Origin of the sequence: Clostridium hydrogeniformans DSM 21757, from assembly GCF_000686705.1 — a bacterium.
GTDB lineage: Bacteria > Bacillota > Clostridia > Clostridiales > Clostridiaceae > Clostridium_Z > Clostridium_Z hydrogeniformans.
Genome location: NZ_JMLJ01000007.1, coordinates 188,474 through 207,845 on the forward strand (window position 1 = coordinate 188,474; position 19,372 = coordinate 207,845).

The 19,372-nt window shown below is 29.2% G+C and carries 21 protein-coding genes; 1 reads left to right on the forward strand and 20 read right to left on the reverse strand.

Going from position 1 to position 19,372, the window contains the following annotated elements; genetic code table 11:
* Positions 1–79: 79 nt before the first annotated feature.
* The 10 genes from BR69_RS0104905 to BR69_RS0104945 form a co-directional block, all read right to left on the reverse strand.
* Complete coding sequence (locus BR69_RS0104905) at positions 80–856, reverse strand: ABC transporter ATP-binding protein (RefSeq protein ID WP_027632187.1); 777 nt, start codon at positions 854–856, stop codon at positions 80–82.
* Positions 857–882: 26 nt separating this feature from the next.
* Positions 883–1,974 (reverse strand): FecCD family ABC transporter permease, encoded by a 1,092-nt coding sequence (locus BR69_RS0104910; protein ID WP_027632188.1) that lies wholly within the window; start codon positions 1,972–1,974, stop codon positions 883–885.
* A 45-nt stretch (positions 1,975–2,019) separates the two neighbouring features.
* On the reverse strand, positions 2,020–3,066 hold the full coding sequence (locus BR69_RS0104915) for an ABC transporter substrate-binding protein (protein WP_027632189.1): 1,047 nt from the start codon (positions 3,064–3,066) through the stop codon (positions 2,020–2,022).
* 89 nt (positions 3,067–3,155) lie between these two features.
* A complete protein-coding gene (locus BR69_RS0104920) occupies positions 3,156–3,983 on the reverse strand; it encodes an AraC family transcriptional regulator (RefSeq protein ID WP_027632190.1) in 828 nt (275 codons plus the stop codon).
* A gap of 490 nt (positions 3,984–4,473) precedes the next feature.
* Complete coding sequence (locus tag BR69_RS0104925; RefSeq protein ID WP_027632191.1) at positions 4,474–5,211, reverse strand: alpha/beta hydrolase; 738 nt, start codon at positions 5,209–5,211, stop codon at positions 4,474–4,476.
* A 406-nt stretch (positions 5,212–5,617) separates the two neighbouring features.
* Positions 5,618–5,749 (reverse strand): IS3 family transposase, encoded by a 132-nt coding sequence (locus BR69_RS22440; RefSeq protein WP_084315278.1) that lies wholly within the window; start codon positions 5,747–5,749, stop codon positions 5,618–5,620.
* Between the two features lie 44 nt (positions 5,750–5,793).
* A complete protein-coding gene (locus BR69_RS0104930) occupies positions 5,794–6,843 on the reverse strand; it encodes a patatin-like phospholipase family protein (protein ID WP_027632192.1) in 1,050 nt (349 codons plus the stop codon).
* A 339-nt stretch (positions 6,844–7,182) separates the two neighbouring features.
* Positions 7,183–7,695 (reverse strand): GNAT family N-acetyltransferase, encoded by a 513-nt coding sequence (locus tag BR69_RS0104935; RefSeq protein WP_027632193.1) that lies wholly within the window; start codon positions 7,693–7,695, stop codon positions 7,183–7,185.
* Between the two features lie 129 nt (positions 7,696–7,824).
* The gene (locus BR69_RS0104940) at positions 7,825–8,601 is read right to left on the reverse strand and encodes a GNAT family N-acetyltransferase (protein ID WP_027632194.1); all 777 of its coding nucleotides are present in this window, start codon (positions 8,599–8,601) and stop codon (positions 7,825–7,827) included.
* A gap of 113 nt (positions 8,602–8,714) precedes the next feature.
* Positions 8,715–9,722 (reverse strand): phosphotransferase enzyme family protein, encoded by a 1,008-nt coding sequence (locus BR69_RS0104945; protein WP_027632195.1) that lies wholly within the window; start codon positions 9,720–9,722, stop codon positions 8,715–8,717.
* Positions 9,723–9,890: 168 nt separating this feature from the next.
* On the opposite strand from BR69_RS0104945, the gene BR69_RS19965 reads away from it, so the two are divergent.
* On the forward strand, positions 9,891–10,337 hold the full coding sequence (locus BR69_RS19965) for a response regulator transcription factor (RefSeq protein ID WP_084315262.1): 447 nt from the start codon (positions 9,891–9,893) through the stop codon (positions 10,335–10,337).
* Between the two features lie 192 nt (positions 10,338–10,529).
* Here the strand turns inward: BR69_RS19965 and BR69_RS0104955 are convergent, their stop codons facing one another.
* From BR69_RS0104955 to BR69_RS0105000, 10 genes are all read right to left on the reverse strand, one after another.
* Positions 10,530–11,096 (reverse strand): GNAT family N-acetyltransferase, encoded by a 567-nt coding sequence (locus tag BR69_RS0104955; RefSeq protein WP_027632196.1) that lies wholly within the window; start codon positions 11,094–11,096, stop codon positions 10,530–10,532.
* Positions 11,097–11,098: 2 nt separating this feature from the next.
* Positions 11,099–12,028 carry a GNAT family N-acetyltransferase gene (locus BR69_RS0104960; protein ID WP_027632197.1) on the reverse strand — a complete coding sequence of 310 codons (930 nt, stop codon included), beginning with the start codon at positions 12,026–12,028 and terminating at the stop codon, positions 11,099–11,101.
* Positions 12,029–12,551: 523 nt separating this feature from the next.
* Positions 12,552–13,292 (reverse strand): elongation factor P 5-aminopentanone reductase, encoded by a 741-nt coding sequence (ymfI, locus tag BR69_RS0104965; protein ID WP_027632198.1) that lies wholly within the window; start codon positions 13,290–13,292, stop codon positions 12,552–12,554.
* A gap of 14 nt (positions 13,293–13,306) precedes the next feature.
* A complete protein-coding gene (locus tag BR69_RS0104970) occupies positions 13,307–14,170 on the reverse strand; it encodes a DMT family transporter (protein ID WP_027632199.1) in 864 nt (287 codons plus the stop codon).
* 140 nt (positions 14,171–14,310) lie between these two features.
* Positions 14,311–15,138, reverse strand: coding sequence for an RnfABCDGE type electron transport complex subunit B (locus tag BR69_RS19970; protein ID WP_051623497.1), 828 nt, complete (start codon positions 15,136–15,138; stop codon positions 14,311–14,313).
* 10 nt (positions 15,139–15,148) lie between these two features.
* Complete coding sequence (gene rsxA, locus BR69_RS0104980; protein ID WP_027632200.1) at positions 15,149–15,727, reverse strand: electron transport complex subunit RsxA; 579 nt, start codon at positions 15,725–15,727, stop codon at positions 15,149–15,151.
* A 22-nt stretch (positions 15,728–15,749) separates the two neighbouring features.
* Positions 15,750–16,421 carry an electron transport complex subunit RsxE gene (rsxE, locus tag BR69_RS0104985; RefSeq protein ID WP_027632201.1) on the reverse strand — a complete coding sequence of 224 codons (672 nt, stop codon included), beginning with the start codon at positions 16,419–16,421 and terminating at the stop codon, positions 15,750–15,752.
* Positions 16,422–16,423: 2 nt separating this feature from the next.
* Positions 16,424–16,987 carry an RnfABCDGE type electron transport complex subunit G gene (locus tag BR69_RS0104990; RefSeq protein ID WP_027632202.1) on the reverse strand — a complete coding sequence of 188 codons (564 nt, stop codon included), beginning with the start codon at positions 16,985–16,987 and terminating at the stop codon, positions 16,424–16,426.
* Positions 16,987–17,958 (reverse strand): RnfABCDGE type electron transport complex subunit D, encoded by a 972-nt coding sequence (locus BR69_RS0104995; protein WP_051623498.1) that lies wholly within the window; start codon positions 17,956–17,958, stop codon positions 16,987–16,989. Before BR69_RS0104995 ends, BR69_RS0104990 begins: the two co-directional genes overlap by 1 nt.
* A gap of 21 nt (positions 17,959–17,979) precedes the next feature.
* Positions 17,980–18,882: a 4Fe-4S dicluster domain-containing protein gene (locus BR69_RS0105000; protein ID WP_027632204.1), complete on the reverse strand. Its 903-nt coding sequence runs from the start codon at positions 18,880–18,882 to the stop codon at positions 17,980–17,982.
* Between the last annotated feature and the right edge of the window lie 490 nt (positions 18,883–19,372).

Here is a 19,372-nt window from a genome sequence, read left to right on the forward strand (position 1 = left end):
CTTCGAATAATGAATTTCTATTAAGAGCATAATAATAAAAGATGCTCTGCTATAATAACAAAACATCTTTTATATAAGTTTATAACAAGCTCTTATTAGGATGATATTTTATATACATATGCTTATTTAAAGGTTTTTTTTCAATATCACATTCCACTTCATAAACATCACGTATAAGCTCCTTAGTTAATATATCTTCGGGCTTTCCATAGGCTATGACCTGTCCATTTTTCAGTATATAAAGCTTTGTGCAATACATAATTGCTAAATTCAGGTCATGTAGTGCAGCAATAACTCCAATTCCCATAGACTTTACAATACCTAGTATTTGCAGCTGATATTTTATATCTAAGTGATTGGTAGGTTCATCTAAAATCAGCATTTCTGATTGCTGTGCCATTGCACGTGCTAATAAAACACGCTGTTTCTCTCCTCCTGAAAGCGTTGAAAAGCTTCTTGATGAATGTTTTTCCATGTTAACCTTTTTTAGCGCCTCATATACAATATCATAATCTTCCTTATTCTCCCTATCCATATATCTTTTATAGGGAGTCCTACCCATCATTACCATTTGTTCTATAGTAAAGTCAAAGTTTACATTATTGAATTGTCCGACCACTGCAACACGCTTAGCACTTTCCTTAAAACTAATCTTCGAGATGTCTTTTCCATCAAGATAAATAGTTCCACTTTTAGGCTTAATAGCTCTATAAATGCTACGTAAGAAGGTTGATTTTCCGCAACCATTAGGTCCTATGATTCCTACAAACTCCCCTTTTGATGCACTTATAGATATATCTTTTACAATGCTTTTTCCAGCAATATCTATACTTATATTCTTTGACTCAAGTTTCATATTAACCAACTCCTCTTATACATACCCTAGTTGTCTCCAAATCCATAGGACTTTCTTACCATTAGGTACATAAATATAGGTGCTCCAACTATTGATGTAATTATTCCTATAGGAATTTCACTGTTTTTCACTAAAATTCTAGCAAAAGTATCAGCGCAAACCATGAAAATAGCTCCACAAAGTATACTTAATGGTATAAGTTTCCTATGGTCAGAACCTACTAAACTTCTTACAATATGAGGTACAATAAGTCCGACAAACCCTATAGTTCCAGATACTGATACCATTATTGCAGTAACTATAGAAACTACCCCTATAATTATCCATCTATGTTTGTTTAAATCAAGTCCTAGTGTAACTGCTGCCTCATCTCCTAAAAGCATAGTGTTAAGCACTCTTAACTGTGTGAGGATAAAAATAATTCCTATTCCAACGCCTATGATAGGTAATAATATATTGTCCCACTTAGCAGCTGCTAGACTCCCCATATTCCAAAATGTAACATTTTTTATTCCTTCCGCATCACTACCCATATATATTATAAAATTTGTAAAGGCATAAAAGGCTGCATTAACCACGACTCCAGATAGTATAAGCTTTACAGGTGTCATCTTCTGACCCTTGTTTGCTAAAACCATTACTAAAAATGATGCTAAAATAGCTCCAATACCTGCCCAAAATGAAATTCCAAAGCCTTGTAAAAACCCAGTAGCTCCTATTAATATTGCAAAAGTTGCTCCCATAGTGGCACCTGATGAAATACCTAATATATAAGGATCAGCTATGGGATTTTGAACTACTGCTTGCATAGATGTTCCACATACTGAAAGTCCGGCACCTATAAACATGGCCAAAAGAACTCTAGGAAATCTTATATTCCATATAATATCAAAATGTGCACCACTGCTTAAACTTGCATTATTACCTATGCCAAAAATATTTTGAACTAGTATCCTATAAACTTCATCTGGAGAAATCTTTACCTGACCTAAAGAAATTGATAAAATTATAGTTAAAATTAAAATAATGCTAAGTATTAATAAAAGCCCTGTAAACTTTCCCTTAGCTTTTATTGATTTTTCATAACCACTTGTAACCTGACTATGTAATTTCTCCACTATAAATTCCCCTCCTCAAACAAATAGTAATCTAAAAACTACTCCTTACTTTGAAGAAAGTATATTATTCCATCCAAGTTCAGGGTAAACATATTTTGCATAATTTATTATAGTTTCAGCTGGATTTGCTCCTGTTGCTGACATATCGTCAAAATCAACAGTTAATATCTTATTATTTTTTATAGCATTTATACTTTGAAGTGCTGTTTCATTTGTTAAATCTGCTATTTTTTCTTCATCAGTTTTGTTTTCATCTGTACCTGGATAGCTACTATATATAATTATGTCAGGATTCATACCTACTAATGTTTCTAGTCCAAATCCACCTTGAGGTGTTCCAGAAACTAAATTAAGTCCTGCTTTTCCAGCGACATTTCCACCTAATGTATTACTTCCAAAAGCAGCGTACTCATCTTTTATTTTATGTAATAGGATAACTTTAGGTCTATTTTCTACATTTTTTACTGCTTCTTGAACTTTTGAGATATCAGCTTTCTGCTTTTCAACATATTCATTTATTCTTTTTTCCTCACCAAGTATCTTTCCGATATCTAATATGTTTTTTAAGTGATTTTCAACTGTTCTATCCTCTAGGGTAGATGTTATTTTATACGTTTTAACACCCTTTTCATTCCACTGCTCCGTAGTAGCTCTTCCCCCCATAAAAGAAGGATGTATTCCTATAAGTAGATCTGGTTCAAGTCCAACTACACTTTCTTCAGGTGGAAATCCTTTAAAAGTAGTTTTTAACTTCTTATACTTTTCTTCCATTTCCTTTGATACTTTTCCATCTGGAAGAGCTGCTGCAACAAGGTTATCCTCTAGCCCAAGCTCATAAATCATTTTAGTAGTATTTGCATGCATAGACACTACTTTTTCTGGAACCTTATCAAATGTTTGTTCATACTCTTTACTTTCTGAATTAAAATTCTTTATTGTAGTAGGATATTTCGTAGTTATTTCTGACTTATCCTTTTCTTGAGTAACTTGTACCTCTGAATTATTAGAATCAGTTTCATTATTTTTCACACCACATCCTACCATAGACGCAACAATAGTAAGACTTAGTATTGTCAATAATACTCTTTTCAATTCTCTTCACTCCCTTTTACTTTTGATAATAATTATCATTTCCCAATAGATTATATCAATAGCTTACAGAGAAAGAGAATAGAGAAATATTAAAACTCTAATGGATTATTCTTAAAGTTTTCCTTTAAACTACTTGGAGGAAAGCCTTTATATTTTTTAAATACTCTACTAAAGTAATAAGGATCAGAGTACCCAACACTCTCAGCTATCTTGTTTATAGAGTAACCTCCTTGTATAATCATCTCCTCTGCACGGTTCATACGATAAGAAATTAGGTAGTTTATAGGTCTCATACCTATATATTTATAGAAAAGATAGGAAAACTTATCTGTCTTTAATCCATATCTATTGGAAAGAAACTCTAAAGTAATCTCTTCCCTATAGTTATCACTTATATAATTAATAGTTTCCTCTATCATATCTTCACTACCTTTATTTTTTCTATTTCTATGAGATATAAAAACCTCATAAATAATATCATAAAAAAGAGCTTTTACCTGAAGACTTGGAATTCCACCAGGATTTTTTGATATATTATGTATTCTTCTTAACATCTCAAGTATCTTAGGATTATCTTCACCGTTGAACTGAAAAAGGGCTTCCATTATGTTTTTCTCATCTTCCGTAGATTTATATACTGAGTAGTGTATAACATAATATTCCCACTCATTTTGTCCAAGTACATACTTATCTAAGTACTCATTAGGACCTATATTTATAACTGTATTATTATTAAGTAAAAAGCTTTTTCCATTAACAACAAAATTTGCTTCACCTCTTACTGGAAAAACAAAGGCATAAGTTGAAGTTTTATACTTCAAATCAAAAGATTTCGGCTTCACTATATCCCAATAAACATCTTCAATTTCAATATGTGAATGGGTAAATATGTCTACAAATTCATTAAGATCAATCATTAGAACTCCTCCCTTAAGAATTTCCTCGATATGTAAATTGATTTTCATTATCAATTATATACCTTTATATTTATACAGTAAACAACATAGCAGTCAGCATAAAAGAATTAACAACTAGAAAGATATAATATCCTATTGTTAAAATCAATTTATAGAGTTAACAAATAGGTTTTTCTATGTTACAAGAAAGTATAAAAATAAATTAAGAAGAATTTACAAACAAATTTTCTACTTATAAAGTAAGTATTGAAATACATACCAGCTAAACTTTATGTAGAATATTTAAATAAAAATATTAAAAGAAAATACCGAATTATTCATGGAGGAACTCTACGGTATTTTTATTGTGATTTTTTACAATTGTCTATCATAAATGCATTATTTCTATTATAATTCTTCTAAAATAATAGCATTATCACTTTTAAGTTTCTAAAGTATTATTTAATACTCCTAAAGTAAAGAATTCTAATGCCTGTAATTACTTTTGAACTTAATTCTTTATTAAGAGAAACTCTAATGCAATTTTATGTCTATTTAATATATTTTCATGATGATTATAATCGTCCCATACTATCTTTACATTTTCTTCTCCAATACGCTTTTTGAATATCTCATAGGACATATTAGAGAACTTTGCTATATCCTTCTGAATAGTAACCTTTCCATGACCTTCCTTCTTACCTGCGATAATAAGAAGTCTAAAATTCTCATTTATTAAATTTTTTTCTTCAATAAATTGAATCCATTTATTATACCATTGGGATGCACATATACTTGCTACCTTACCATAATTATTATTTTTGAAAACTGAATATAAAGAAATCAAAGCACCAAGAGAATGCCCCATAATTTTCCTATCACTTTTATTGCTACGTACTCTAAATTCTCTTTCAATATAAACTTGTAAATCATCAGTTAGAAAGTCTAAATAGTTATCTCCCTCTCCCCCAAAATCATGGAATCTTTCATGATTAGCCTTTGCTTTCCATGGGGTGTACTCATTTAATCTATCAAAAGGTGTAACCCCAACTATTATATGCTCCTCTAAAGATTTATTAATAAAACCTTCTTCTATTTCATCAATTATTTCACTTAAAACCTTTATAAATTTATCTCCATCGTGTGCATAAACTACAGGATATTTTTTATCACATATATCATATCCATCTGGTAAATAAATAAAGATTTCCCTCTGAAAAACTATTCTTGTTAAAATTCTTCCTTTCATCTTTTATGTCCTTTCTTTAACTCATTTTTCTTAACACTCCTCAAGTAAATAGGGTCTTTTCAAGTACATTCATCAAAATTTAAATAATTATCCATGTTTTTATTTTACTACATCATTTATAGAAATCTTTAGAGAAAGTAAAAATAATTATGGTTCAAGAAAAATAGAATTAAAAGTAAATGGTATTATATATGTTTATTAATCAACCTCTTTAATAGAGAGAGTCGGTTATTTAGCAGATCCTAAAAAGGATGCTGAATTAGTTTGTGAAGCATTTATAAGCACTAAAAAGTTTAAATATTCTACACTGGCAGGGATAATGAATGTAAACGGTACAGAAAATAGCGTATTTAAAAATAAAATAAATTTTAGTATATTAAAAAGGAGCCTATGCACTAGTAGACTCCTAAATTTTATAATTTTCTTTAACATCATCTGAACACAATTCAAGCTCAGTCATTAGTCTTTGGACTCTTTTTAGTGATACTGCAAAGCCTTCAATGCCAAGTATCTGATGAATTCTAGGAGCACCATATATTTATATGTGTATAAATACTCTCATATAAATTAATAACTTAAAGATTAATCATCTATTATAAGATTATATCTTAGTAATTTCTTATCGGCATCTATTAAAGATTTTTTATCATTACTATAATCTTTAAGATATGTTTCTGTACTAACTCGCCCTGAATCAATTAATTTTTGTTTAGTGCAATAATCTATATCAAAGTCAACTGTAGATACATCTAATGAATCTATATAAATTGTTCTATCCTTATCATGTTGTGTTAAATGTGTATTTTCTTGACTTTCCATAAGGGTAGCAATAAGATTCCATGTATATTCAAAAAATGAGTCAACTTCATTCTCTTTAGGCCTAGCCAGGCCTCTAAAAAGAGCAATTTTATCTTTAGAGTCTAATTTAAATCCAAGGGTTTCTTTATTATACACATATAGGCTCTCTTCTTTAAGTTCTCTTATTTCTTCATAATAATCTGGAATTGAATAATGCTCATTATTCTTTACATATTTCTCACTATCAAATAATCTTACTGGGTAATTAGATAAAACCCCTCCATCTACATAGTAACAATCATTTCTTTTAATAGATTTAAAAAATAAAGGAATTGACATAGAAATACGCACTGCATCTTTAAGAAGCATATCCTCACATTCTTTTTCTTCTGTAGAAAATGTTTCTACAAAATGAGTTGATAAATTTGTTCCTTGAAAAAAAATCTCTTTAAATTCAGGATTGCTTTTAATATCCTTAAACGTAGAATCCTTATTTTTTGTTTTTTTATAAATAATACTCTCTATCCACTCCATAAAAGCATCTCCTTTAAACCAACCATAACCATTAAAAAGTAATCTATATATATCTCTAATTGCTCCTATATCATCATCCATAAAATTTTTCATACTCATATTTTCTAATTCTTCTCTGATTTCTTCAGTTTTATAACCTAACCCTACTAACAGCGCAATTATAGCTCCTGCAGAGGTTCCCCCAACTCTTTTAATATTTTTAAGTATTGACTCTTTCTCTAAGACTTCTAAAACTCCTACATAAGCAATACCCTTAACTCCTCCACCCTCAAACACAAGATTTTTAAAATTATAATCCATAAAAACACCTCATTTAACTGACTGTAATAATACATTTTATATTTCCACAACCTTTAGTAATTATTCAAGATAATCTTTCACTCTTACTTCAAAGTAACATTGACCATAATATGTATTTGAAATAAAATATAAAATATAGGTATTAAACCCTTATAATTTAATAGTTATTAAAAATTTATTTCGGAGGTGGAATTATAAGGAAATGCTGCACTTATAACAGGTGCTTCTAAGGAATTGGTGAAGGAATTACAAGAGTTTACAGAAAACATGGAGCAAAGATCTTCTTCAGTGGACATCCTACCACTGGTATTCAAGAAATTAATTATATGAAAAGTAAACTTATCTCTTCATATAATCATCATAAGTAATTCTAAATGCCAACTGTGTAGTTCTCTTACCAGTAAAAATATCTTTTTCTATGGAATCATCTATCTCATTTCTACTAAAACCTATTTTTTTTAGCATGTTAATAGATTTTATATTATCCTCATAACATCCTGCAACAATCTCTTTTAAATTATACTGTGAAAAACAAAACTTCATTGATAATTTAAAAGCTTCTATACCGTACCCCTCACTTCTATAAGGTTTATATATCCATATAGATAAATCAGGATTTGATACATCATAACTTAAGCGAACAGTACCAATTGTACATCTTTTTTCTTTTGATATAATTGTTGCCCAAAAATCATATTCGTCAATTTCAAAATAACAGAATTCTTCAAAACTCTCATCAAGAATAGAGTTATAGCCCTTCTGCGTTTCTGGATCCTTCCAACAATCATACATATCTTCATCATCACTATGACTATACCTTATTAGACTAATTCTATTATTTTCTATATACATGATTATTACATCCTAATTTAAAAATACTTATATGGATATAAATTGATTCCCAAAAAACTCCATCAATTAGCCTTACTAAAACCTTAGAAATATAAGTAAAAGAACATACTATAATAGTAACTCAAATAATTATAGATGAAAAAGCAACTCCATTCTTTCTCCTATTTTATTAAATCCAAGTTTTTTATACATTTCTTTTGCAGTATCCTCTTCATCAGTAACAAGATAAATGGTATGACACTTCTCCTTTATTCCTATATCAATTAAATATTTTAAAATAGTAGTTCCGTATCCCATCCTTTGATATGGTGGAATAACAGCAAAATCCTCGATTTTTACAACCCCATTATGTGTAAACAAATCACAATTTCCTATTATTTTTCCCTTATGATAACAAATATAAGAATCAACTCCTTTTTCAGAAATATATACCTTTCCCCGTCTATAACATCTTCTTGTACAAAAATCTTTTCCAAGGTTCTCCTCATCATGTTTTAAATCACAAAATAAAACATCATTTATCATTTCATCATTTATGACTTTCTTTATTGCACATTCAGAAATATAATTTAATCTTGAAAAATAAGAAATATCAAAAGAATAATATCCCATTTTTGATATTTCAGCATTATATTTAAGACTAGAAATCAAAGATCTATTTACAACATAATCTAAAATGATATTGCAAAATTTACTTTTTTCAAATGACCTTAATAAAATTTCATCTTCTATAATCTCTTTTAATTCACTATCTTCCATTTCTCTTTTTACATATGTGTAATTGTGATAATACATATCTTTTAATTGATTATCACTAAATCTAATTATATTGTCCTTTTCATAAAACTCTGAAAAACATTTTATATATTCAAATTCGCAGTTCATAATTTCTTTATCTAATAACATAATATCTACTCCATTTCTTCATTCTTATATAATTTAAATAATTTCTTTTAAATACATATTATTACCAATTTATAATACCTATCGAAACAAACTTATAATTAATTTTATACTAATTAAAATATAGGATTTAATTCTAACCACTTTTTAAGCATAATAATATCCTCATCGATATTTCTTATTACAGCAGAGTCTCCCCATGTATTTTGAAGAAAAGAAATGTATAGAGTACCAATATTAAAAATCCTTCTGAATGGAATAAAGAGAGAAATAGAACTTATCTCATTCCTACTCATTGTTCTAATTTTGTTATATCCATTTAAAAATTCACTTTTACGCTTTTCTCTCTTTTTCAAGTTTGTAATATCACATCCCATAGCAAAAGGGAAAGCGTACATTGAGATATCATATGCTCTCCATCCATTGCCACAGAAATCAAAATCAAAGAGGACAGGATTTTTGTTAGCATCAATTCTTATATTTCCACTATAAATATCACCATGGCACACCCCATATTCTGGTCTTTCCATAGTTAAACCTTTTAATCTCTTTTTTACATGTCTTGCAACTTCCTCTAAAAAATCTATGTCAAAATCATAAATATTAGAGAATTGTCTTATGGCATCTATAGAATTATCTATAAATAAAGGTTCGTCTAAATTTCTTCGATTAATTTCAAAATCGCATTTATCCCAAGCGTTATGAATTGAAGCAATATAACTTCCTAATCTTTCATTTAATTCGATAGTTTCCTCTGTTTTGTTAAATTCCTGTACTCCAACTGACGTATATAATACCCCATATCTTATTCCATTTACAGTATTAAATTGTGAAATGAACTTTCCATCACACTTAATAACTGGATATGTAACTTCAATATCTGAGAATTTGAGATGATTAAGTAAATCAATCTCCCCTTGAATTTCTTCTATGCTTCTTATCCCTTGACGGTATACCTTAAAGAAATATTCTTTATTGTCTCCAGTAACTTTATATATGTCATGTAAACCTCTATAAAATAATCGACATTTCATCACTTTACTCGGAAAATACTCTCGTGTAATATAATTACAAAGAGCATTTGATGATAATACAGATACCTCTAATGAGAAAAAATTATCCAATATAAAACCACCTCTCATATATAATTAGAAAACTATTGATTCTCAGTAATTATAATCATTTACCTAATTGTATAGTATAAAAATGCAATTATTTAGCATTATTTATACATAAATCACCTTCCGAGTTCTCACCATGATTTTTTCTACGAAATTACTAAGATAAAGAATATGGACATTCCTGTAATATTTGTTACCACTAAAGAATCAGTATTAGATAGGGTTATGGGACTTAAATTAGGAGCTGATGATTATATAGTCAAGCCCTTTGAAGCTATTGAGCTTTTAGCTAGAATAGAAGTAGCATTAAGGCACTATAATAAGTCAGAGGAAGTTATAAAATTTAGCCATATACAAGTTTATCCTAATCAAAGAATAGTAAAGGTTAATGAGGAATTAATAGATATTACCTTTAAAGAATACGATCTTTTAATATTATTTATAAGAAACAAAAATATTGCCCTTTCTAGAAATCAAATTCTGGAAAGGGTTTGGGGATATGATTATTCAGGCGAAACTAGGACTGTAGATATTCATGTTCAACGCCTACGAGAAAAATTAAATCTAAAGGAACATATAAAAACTATTTTCAAGGTTGTCTATAGGCTTGAGGAATAGAAATATTATATTGCTAGGACGAGTTTCAAAATAGAAAAGCATTTTTTCAATTTGAGATATATTTATTTACTGCTAAACATATAGGATTATATTATGACTTTTATTTAAATTGACTTCCATTAATCTTGAAACTCAAAACCCTATGAACCTCTTTTAATAAAAAGATTATCTTAAAAACTTCTTTCTTATAATTTATTTGAGAAGTTTATAAATTATTGAATCCTCAAATTCCTCATTAAGTATGTCCATAAAAACTTCATCATACTCGTTATTTCCATATATAATAGCACTTCTCCTTCTCCCAATTTCTTTGAAACCACACTTTTTACATGCTTTTATTGCTGCCTCATTAAAAGAGTAAGTTTCAATCATTATATTCCTTAGGTTAAGAATATTAAATCCAAAATCCAATAATAGTTTTGTAGCTTCTGTTCCTATCCCTTTACCTCTATGATTTCTTTCTCCTATGAACATTCCCATAACTGCATTTCTATTTATAAAATTTATTCTCATAAGTCTTGCAATTCCTATAACTTCATCTACATCCTTTCTTATAATATAAAATGCATATCCTGTATTATTATTCATATTTTCAAGATATCTTTTTTGTGCCTCATAAGTAATCATATCTGATATATCTCCTGTTCTAATAGCAACTTCAATATCATTACTCCAATTAGCAACCTTCTCTGTTTCCGCTGCATCTACTGGTGATAAATAACAGTTATCTCCAACTAGCTTTTTTAAATGATTCATCATTATCATTCCTTCACTTTATACTTTTTATAGACTTCCATAAGCTCCTCTCCATTTATACCATTAATACTCATCCCCTTAATATTACAATTTTCAATGCTTAAGTTTTCAAGATTAGAATCTATTATTTTGCTATTACTTAATTCACATCTCTCCATAGTGATGCTAGAGTCAATTTTATCTATATCTAAATTAATATCATGTATATAAGCATTAGATAAAGAAACATGACAGATTTCTACTTTAGTCATATTTGAATCACCAAATATAGAAGAACTCATATTAGTATTGGTAAAGCGGCTATTATTTAAGTTTGAATTAGCATATATATTTTTACATAAGTTCATATTTGAGAACTTTGAATTACTCATATTTGAATCATAGAAATCGCTATTCTTTAGATTACATTGACGAAAATTATTATTGATTAAATCTTTACCTATCCAGTAGTTTTCTAATTCTCCTATATCCTTCTTAGTTATTTTGCGATAATATCTTTCCCCTGTATCTTTTCCTATTAACTTATATCCATTACTTTCATAGAAATGATGGTTTCTCGAGCTTTCCTCAATGGTATCTAAAGACCATATATTCACTTTTGGAAATAACTCTTCAATAACCTTAAGAATCTTTGATCCAAGTCCCATATCTTGATACTTAGGTAATATGTATAATCTATCAATTCTTCCATGTTCCCTTCCAGTATAAGATATAAGAGTCACTCCAATAATATTTTCATGATATATTATCTTATAATATTTATTATCCCAAGTATGATATTTTTGCATATCTATAGAATTAAAACCTGGAATATAAGGTCTATCTCCATTTTTAAACCATCTTATAGCCTCATCCTCAATAACTTGAACCATAATATCTCTTATTTTTTCACCTTCATCCATAGCTATAGGTTCAAGTCTTAACTCCTCCCCCATTTATAATCCCTCTTTTCCTATAATAATTAAATTTTTTATACTATTTCTATGTTAAATAAACACTTCTTATAATGTCACTACACTTAACCCTTCTTATTTATATATATAATTTAACGCAATTAATATTCTTAATATTGAGAATATTGTAAGTATATTTTAAAATATCTAATTTACATTCCATATGTTACTCCTATGAAATATATCTTATTTCTTACTCTATATTTTAATACATTATTTCATTTTTCTAAATATAATTACATATATATACATTTAATTATATTTAGAAAATCTGTAATTTGTCAATTAACCTTTAGAAACCTCAGTAAAATTTATCTTATGTTATTATGACTATAGCATAAAGGATATCAATAATAACACTTTGTTTTCAACTTAAAACATATCTTTTTATATAGTTTCTCTATTATGCATATTATAAGTTTAAAGTAAATTATAAAAACTAATTATAATACTAAAATAGGATAAAACTTATTTTACTAAGTTCTATCCTATCTTAATTAATCTTTTATATAAATCCACCATCTATAGTTAACACTTGTCCTGTTATATATTTAGATTTATTAGAACATAAAAATACCACTGCATCAGCAATATCTTTTCCTTTCCCGAAGCATCCCATAGGTATTTCTTCCTTAAGACACTCTTTTTCTTCATTAGATAAAAAATTATTCATCTCGGTATCTATAACTCCTGGGGCAATAGCATTAATCCTAATACCACTTAAGGCCATCTCTTTTGCTAGAGATTTTGTAAATAAATTTATTCCACCTTTAGAGGTTGAATATATAACTTCACAGGAAGCACCAACATTTCCCCATATAGAAGAAATATTTATAATAGTTCCTGACTTTTTTCCTACCATGTGAGGTAGGGCTGCATGAGTCAAATTTATAACTCCTTTAAGATTTGTGCTCATTAAAGAATCAATCTCTTTAATATCCATATCCATAAATAATCCTACTTTGCTTACCCCTGCATTATTCACTAATATATCTATTTTACCAAGAATATTTGTTATATCTTGTATCATGGACTTACACTCATCATAGGATGATACATCTCCTTGTAGAAGAACTCCATTCCCTCCTAGGGCTTTTATTTCCTCTAAAGTTTTCTTCGCTTCATCTTCATTGGTTCTATAATTTATGGCAACCAAGACTCCTTCTCTTGCAAGCTCTATGGCTATTGCTCTTCCTATCCCCCTTGAAGCCCCTGTTACTAATGCAACTTTCCCATTAATACTCATTTTATAATATCTCCTTAGTTTATAGTTTTAACTTTTCTTTTATTATATATAAATACAAATATACTAGCTCCAATAATTATGAAGTAACCTAATAGGCTATATATATCTGGTATCTCGTTCCAAATGAATAATCCGATAAGGGCTGAGAATATAATATTTACATAATCAAATATAGATATCTCACTAGCTGGAGCATTTTTATAAGCTAAAGTTAGGGCAAATTGACCTATGGAAGCGGCACCCCCTGCTAGAAGTAAGTAAGAAACCTGGGTAAATGTCATAGGAACAAAATCCATGATCATAACCGGAAATGTAACTACAAGGGATACAAAAGAAAAATAAAATACAATGGTATAATACTCTTCCTTCCCTCCAAGAAACCTAACAAAGGTATAAGCTGCCCCTGCAAATATAGCAGAACTAACTCCTATAAGAGCCGGAATAATATTTAAATTAAAACTCGGTTTTATTATAAATAAGCTTCCAAAAAACGCTAAAAATAAAGCTCCTATTTGCATTGGAGTTATTTTCTCCTTTAAAAATAATACAGCAAAAATAGTTAAAAAGAATGGGCTTAACTTATTAAGCATAGCAGAATCTGCTAAAACTAAATGATCTATAGCATAAAAGTTAGCTATAATTCCTAATGTACCTAATATAGACCTTGCTAAAAGATACTTTTGATTTTCTTTTTTACCAAAAAAAGAACTCTTATGCTTAAGAATTAGCCCTAAGGCTACAATGCAGCTAACTAAATTTCTAAAAAAGCTTTTTTGAAAAGCTGGTAGGCTACCAGATAGCTTTACAAAAGCCCCCATCACTGCAAACCCTAAAGATGATACTATTATAAGTAAAATTGCTTTTGTTTTTTTATCCAACTGTAATCTCTCCTCTCACTATTAATTTTACTTGTAATTCATTTATATTACAAATAATTTATAGAACAATATTTAATTAATTTTCTTATAAAGATAAAATAAAAATAGGATTTATATACTTCATATAAATCCTATTTTTATTAATTTAAATTAATAACTCTTTTTTCACAGGTTATTATCTCTTTAATTGCCTTAGTTGGGCATTTACTTACACAAATACCACATTGAGTACACTTATCATAATCAACTAAAGCTATACTATCTGATACCTTAACTGCTTCTGCCGGACAATTTTTCTCACAGATTTTACATCCTATACATCCCACTGTACAGTTACTACGAACTATTTTTCCCATATCCTTAGAGTTACATTGAACTCTAATCTTCTTTTCTACTGGTACTTCATCTATTAGGGATTTTGGACAAACTTTTCTACAAGCACCACAGTTTGTACATTTTTCTTCATCTACAATTGCAACACCATTTACAACTTCTATGGCATCAAATTCACAAGCACTTACACAGGTTCCGAGTCCTAGACATCCATAAGAACATCCTTTGTCTCCACCTTCTAAAAGGCTTGCTGATACACAATCTTTTATTCCTTCATATTGAAATTTGTTCTTTGCACTATCACAATTTCCATTACATTTTACAAAGGCAACTTTCCTCTCTACTGAGCCTACCTTTACCCCCAAAATGTCTCCTATTAAATTTGATACTGATGCTCCACCAACTGTACATGCTGTAATACTAGCATCTTCTTCAATAACAGCCTTTGCATAAGCATCACATCCTGCAAATCCACATCCTCCACAATTAGCCCCTGGAAGAATCTCTCTTACTCTTGGTATTTTTTCATCTACTTCAACATGAAATTTCTTTGAAGCATAACTTAAAAGTATACCAAATATTAAACCTAAAATACCCAGGCTTAGAGCTGAGTATACTATACTAGCTGAATCCATACTCTACCTCCTAGTGTATTACTCCTTGGAACCCTAAGAATGCTATAGACATTAATCCAGCAGTGATTAATGTTATAGGAAGACCTCTTAAAGCCTCTGGAATGTTTTTATTATTATCGATCTTTTCTCTAAGTCCTGCAAGAAGCACTATAGCAAGCATATATCCTGCTGCTGCTCCAAGACCATTAAATAATGCCTTTAAAAACCCATAGTCTTCTTTTATATTTATAACTGACATTCCAAGAACTGCACAGTTAGTTGTTATTAATGGTAAATATATTCCTAAAGCCTTATAAAGAGAAGGACTTAATTTTTGAATAACCATTTCTACAAATTGTACTAATGCCGCAATAACTAATACAAACGCTATAGTATATAAGTAAGTTATATTTAATGGCTTTAACACAAAGTGATATACACTATAAGACATAATTGAAGCAAGTCCCATAACAAATGTAACTGCAAGTCCCATTCCTACTGCAGCATCTGTCTTTTTCGATACTCCAAGAAATGAACAAATTCCTAAAAACTTTGAAAGAACAAAGTTATTTACAAGCATAGCATTTATAAATACTAAAAATATTTCCATATCTTATCACCTTTCTAATGTATTAGTTCTGTGGTTTTACATTACATCCCATGGAGCATTTAGAACAATCATGGATTTTAACCTTATTATTCTTATTTCCACTCTTTTTCATCTTGATTATATTTATAATAACCATAAGAATTCCTAAAGTGAAAAATGCCCCTGGTGCTAAAACCATTATAGAAGCTGGCACGTAAGAAGTTGGCATTATTTGTATCTCAAATAATGTTCCACTACCTATAAGTTCTCTAAAGGATCCTAATATAGTTAATGCTAATGTAAATCCAAGTCCCATACCAAGACCATCAAAAATTGAAGGAATAACCTTGTTCTTAGATGCATAAGCTTCTGCTCTTCCAAGAATTACACAGTTAACAACTATAAGAGGTATGAAAATACCAAGAGATTTATAAAGACTTGGAACATATCCTTGGATTAAAAACTCTATTATAGTAACAAAACTTGCTATAACTACTATATAAGCTGGAATTCTTACCTTACTTGGGATAAGTTTTCTTATTAATGATATAACAAGGTTAGAGCATATAAGTACCACTGTAGTAGCAATCCCCATACCAAATGCATTTTTAGCATTTGCCGTAACTGCAAGAGTTGGGCACATTGCTAGCACTTGAACAAATATAGGGTTTTCATCCCATATTCCATTTTTTAATCTTTCAAATAATACTTTCATATTTAAGCTCCCTTCTTTAATGTACTATTAAATATTTTTAGAGCTTCATTTACTCCATTTACAACTGCTGTAGAAGAAACTGTAGCACCAGATATACCTTCTACTTCATTTGCCTTACTTGAAGAGTTTTTTACTAAAGAAAGCTTGTCACCTTTTTTAAGCTGAAATTTATCACTAAAATCTTTTTTCTCTATTTTAGATCCAACTCCTGGGGTTTCTGAATGAGATAAGATTTTTATTGCATTTACACTTCCTTCTAAATTTAAAGAAACCATTATCTCTACATCTCCATGGAATCCCTTTGATACAGTCTTAATCAAATACCCACAAGGCACATCATTATTTACACCCTCTAAAATCTCCTTAACATATTCATTAGAAGATAAATCTAGGTTACTTGTCTTCACTGTAGTAGCTTCTGGCATTAAAGCCTGAAGTTCTTTTTTATCAATCTTACTATTTTCTTTAATAAGCTCCTTAGTTCCCTCGTAAGAAAATCCAAGTAGCACTCCTGCTATTGTAGTTACAATACAGAGTATTATTCCAATCTTTACATGATTTTTCATTATACAATAGCCCTCCTTAATTTAGAAAATACCATCTTATCTATTAAAGGAGTAAATAAATTCATTATTATTATGGCATAGTATGCACCTTCTGAATTATATCCATATATTCTAAATAATCCAGTTAGTATTCCTGCTACTATAGCAAAAATAACTTGTCCCACAAAACTCATAGGAGTTGTGGCATAATCATTGGCCCCAAATATAGCAGCTATCATTATACTACCTGACATAATTCCTCTTAAAGAGGACTCAAAGTCCATAGCTTCTTTTCCAAAGAAATAATAAAATAAGAAGCAAGTTACTAGATAAATAACCGTAGTGTGGATTTTAATAACTCCTCTATAGGATAAATATATAAATCCAACAAATAAGGCTAATATGGATACTTCCCCTATGGTTCCAATCTCTTGTCCAACAAATATATCCCAAAGGCTTGGCAATGTATTTGTTGCCACTTCTGCTCCTGCACCACTAGCTGATGTAACAGCTTCAGTAGCTGCTTCTGCTCCTGATGCAGCTGTAACTGCTTCAGTGGCTTCAGAAACTTTTATTAAAACAGATGAATAAGAAGTAATTAAAAAAACCTTAGCTGCTAGGGCTGGATTCATTATATTTTGACCTAGTCCTCCAAAAAACTGTTTGACTATTATTATAGCAAATCCATTAGCTACAACAGGAAGCCATAAAGGAACATGAGGTGGTAATATAAGTCCTATTAAAAGCCCTGTAACTAAAGCACTAAAATCTTTTATAGTTATTTTTCTTTTAAATATTTTTTGCCAAAGTGCCTCAAAAAACACACTGGATAATAAAGATACAAGTAAAATATATGCAGCCTCTTTTTTATAAAAGTATATTCCTGCTCCTGCTGCTGGAAGCAGTGCTATAAAAACATCTCTAATTATAGAGTCTTTATCCTTTTTAGATCTAATAAAGGGCTTAAAGGATACCCTCATTAGTTTCTCCATAATATCTGTCCTCCTATTATATTATTTTCTCTGTCCAGTAGCTATTCTATGAGCTATATGTCTTCTGCTTGGACATATATAACTACAAAGTCCACATTTTGTACAAAGATCTCCATTGTATTCCTTAAATCCTGTGCTATCATCATTTATCACAAAGGATTCAAGTTTCATTGGAAGAAGTTTAACAGGACATATATAGCTGCATCTACCACAGCTTATACAAGGCGACTCCTCATAGACTACTTCTTTATTAATGGTTAAGCTTTTTATTCCTTTAACAACTCTTTCCTCTAAAGAACCTAAAGCTTTTCCTCCTAAGGAACCATTTACGACTACCTTCTCTATAGAGTTAATATCCTCTCCTAATGTATTTAGGATATCCTTTACAGCTGCCCCTTTAGGAACTAAATATACTCCTGGGTTTTTAATATGATTTCCTCCTATAGAAAGTAATTTTAAGTTTTCATCCTCTAATGAATCAGAAAATTCTTCTACAAAATCATATAATTCTACAACCTTGAATTTTTCTTTAATCCCAAGCTTAAAGGCTAAAGCTTCATCTCTTAAAAATGAATCCTTGTAGGAAATAGATTTAACATCTATTTTATCTACCTTAGCTAAAAGATTTTCTTTTCCCTTCTCTAATACTATGGAAATTTTAGTGTCATATTTCTTAATAAATTTTTCCACTATTCCTTGTAGATTATCCCTATAATTGCTTAAAAGTACGGAATTTGTTTCATCAAAAGGTTCCCTATCAATAGCTTTTAGAATGATAGTATCTAGATTATCATAATTTTCTGAAGCTACACTTAAGTACTTTTCTTGATTTTCTACTGGAATATCTAGCTTTTTTACTCCTTTAAAAGGAATTCTCATGGATTTTATTTCCTTAAAGGCTCTATTAAGAGTTAAAAATCTCATTTTCTCCCTCCTATTATGTTTTAAAGAACACTTAATAAGTTATTCGTTTACTTATTTAATACTTAACAATTTTAACATAATATTAAATCCTGTACAAGAAAACTTGTGGAATACATAGAATCTTAGAGAATTATGCAGAAATGTAGGATACTTTTAAGGGCAAAAGTATCCTAATTAGATTATATTAATCAATATAAAGAAATATTCTATATTAAAAACCTTAAATCCTTGATTATAATCACCCTAAATTCTTATACTAATTAACTTTAACTAATATCCAATTAATAATAGGATTTAAATTGCTTAAAATCGACTTTATTTTTATTATATATTTACTAAATCATATTAAGAAATATTTTTTCTAAAATATTATTTTAAACCTCTAATAATATATGCTTTTAACTAATAAAATATATGTTTATAATATAAATTATTATTTACATTATATATATACTGTTATAGGATATAAGTATCTAAATATAAGTTAATA

Bases quoted from the DNA above. Each gene is read 5' to 3' on its own strand.
- BR69_RS0104925 (WP_027632191.1), bottom strand. From the start codon at position 5,211: ATGAAAGGAAGAATTTTAACAAGAATAGTTTTTCAGAGGGAAATCTTT.
- BR69_RS0104995 (WP_051623498.1), bottom strand. From the start codon at position 17,958: ATGGAGAAACTAATGAGGGTATCCTTTAAGCCCTTTATTAGATCTAAA.
- BR69_RS19970 (WP_051623497.1), bottom strand. From the start codon at position 15,138: ATGGATTCAGCTAGTATAGTATACTCAGCTCTAAGCCTGGGTATTTTA.
- rsxE (WP_027632201.1), bottom strand. From the start codon at position 16,421: ATGAAAGTATTATTTGAAAGATTAAAAAATGGAATATGGGATGAAAAC.
- BR69_RS0104960 (WP_027632197.1), bottom strand. From the start codon at position 12,028: ATGGGGGAGGAGTTAAGACTTGAACCTATAGCTATGGATGAAGGTGAA.
- BR69_RS0104935 (WP_027632193.1), bottom strand. From the start codon at position 7,695: ATGTATATAGAAAATAATAGAATTAGTCTAATAAGGTATAGTCATAGT.
- BR69_RS0104955 (WP_027632196.1), bottom strand. From the start codon at position 11,096: ATGATGAATCATTTAAAAAAGCTAGTTGGAGATAACTGTTATTTATCA.
- BR69_RS0104940 (WP_027632194.1), bottom strand. From the start codon at position 8,601: ATGTTATTAGATAAAGAAATTATGAACTGCGAATTTGAATATATAAAA.
- rsxA (WP_027632200.1), bottom strand. From the start codon at position 15,727: ATGGAAATATTTTTAGTATTTATAAATGCTATGCTTGTAAATAACTTT.
- BR69_RS0104930 (WP_027632192.1), bottom strand. From the start codon at position 6,843: ATGGATTATAATTTTAAAAATCTTGTGTTTGAGGGTGGAGGAGTTAAG.
- BR69_RS19965 (WP_084315262.1), top strand. From the start codon at position 9,891: ATGGACATTCCTGTAATATTTGTTACCACTAAAGAATCAGTATTAGAT.
- ymfI (WP_027632198.1), bottom strand. From the start codon at position 13,292: ATGAGTATTAATGGGAAAGTTGCATTAGTAACAGGGGCTTCAAGGGGG.
- BR69_RS0104990 (WP_027632202.1), bottom strand. From the start codon at position 16,987: ATGAAAAATCATGTAAAGATTGGAATAATACTCTGTATTGTAACTACA.
- BR69_RS0105000 (WP_027632204.1), bottom strand. From the start codon at position 18,882: ATGAGATTTTTAACTCTTAATAGAGCCTTTAAGGAAATAAAATCCATG.
- BR69_RS0104905 (WP_027632187.1), bottom strand. From the start codon at position 856: ATGAAACTTGAGTCAAAGAATATAAGTATAGATATTGCTGGAAAAAGC.
- BR69_RS0104920 (WP_027632190.1), bottom strand. From the start codon at position 3,983: ATGATTGATCTTAATGAATTTGTAGACATATTTACCCATTCACATATT.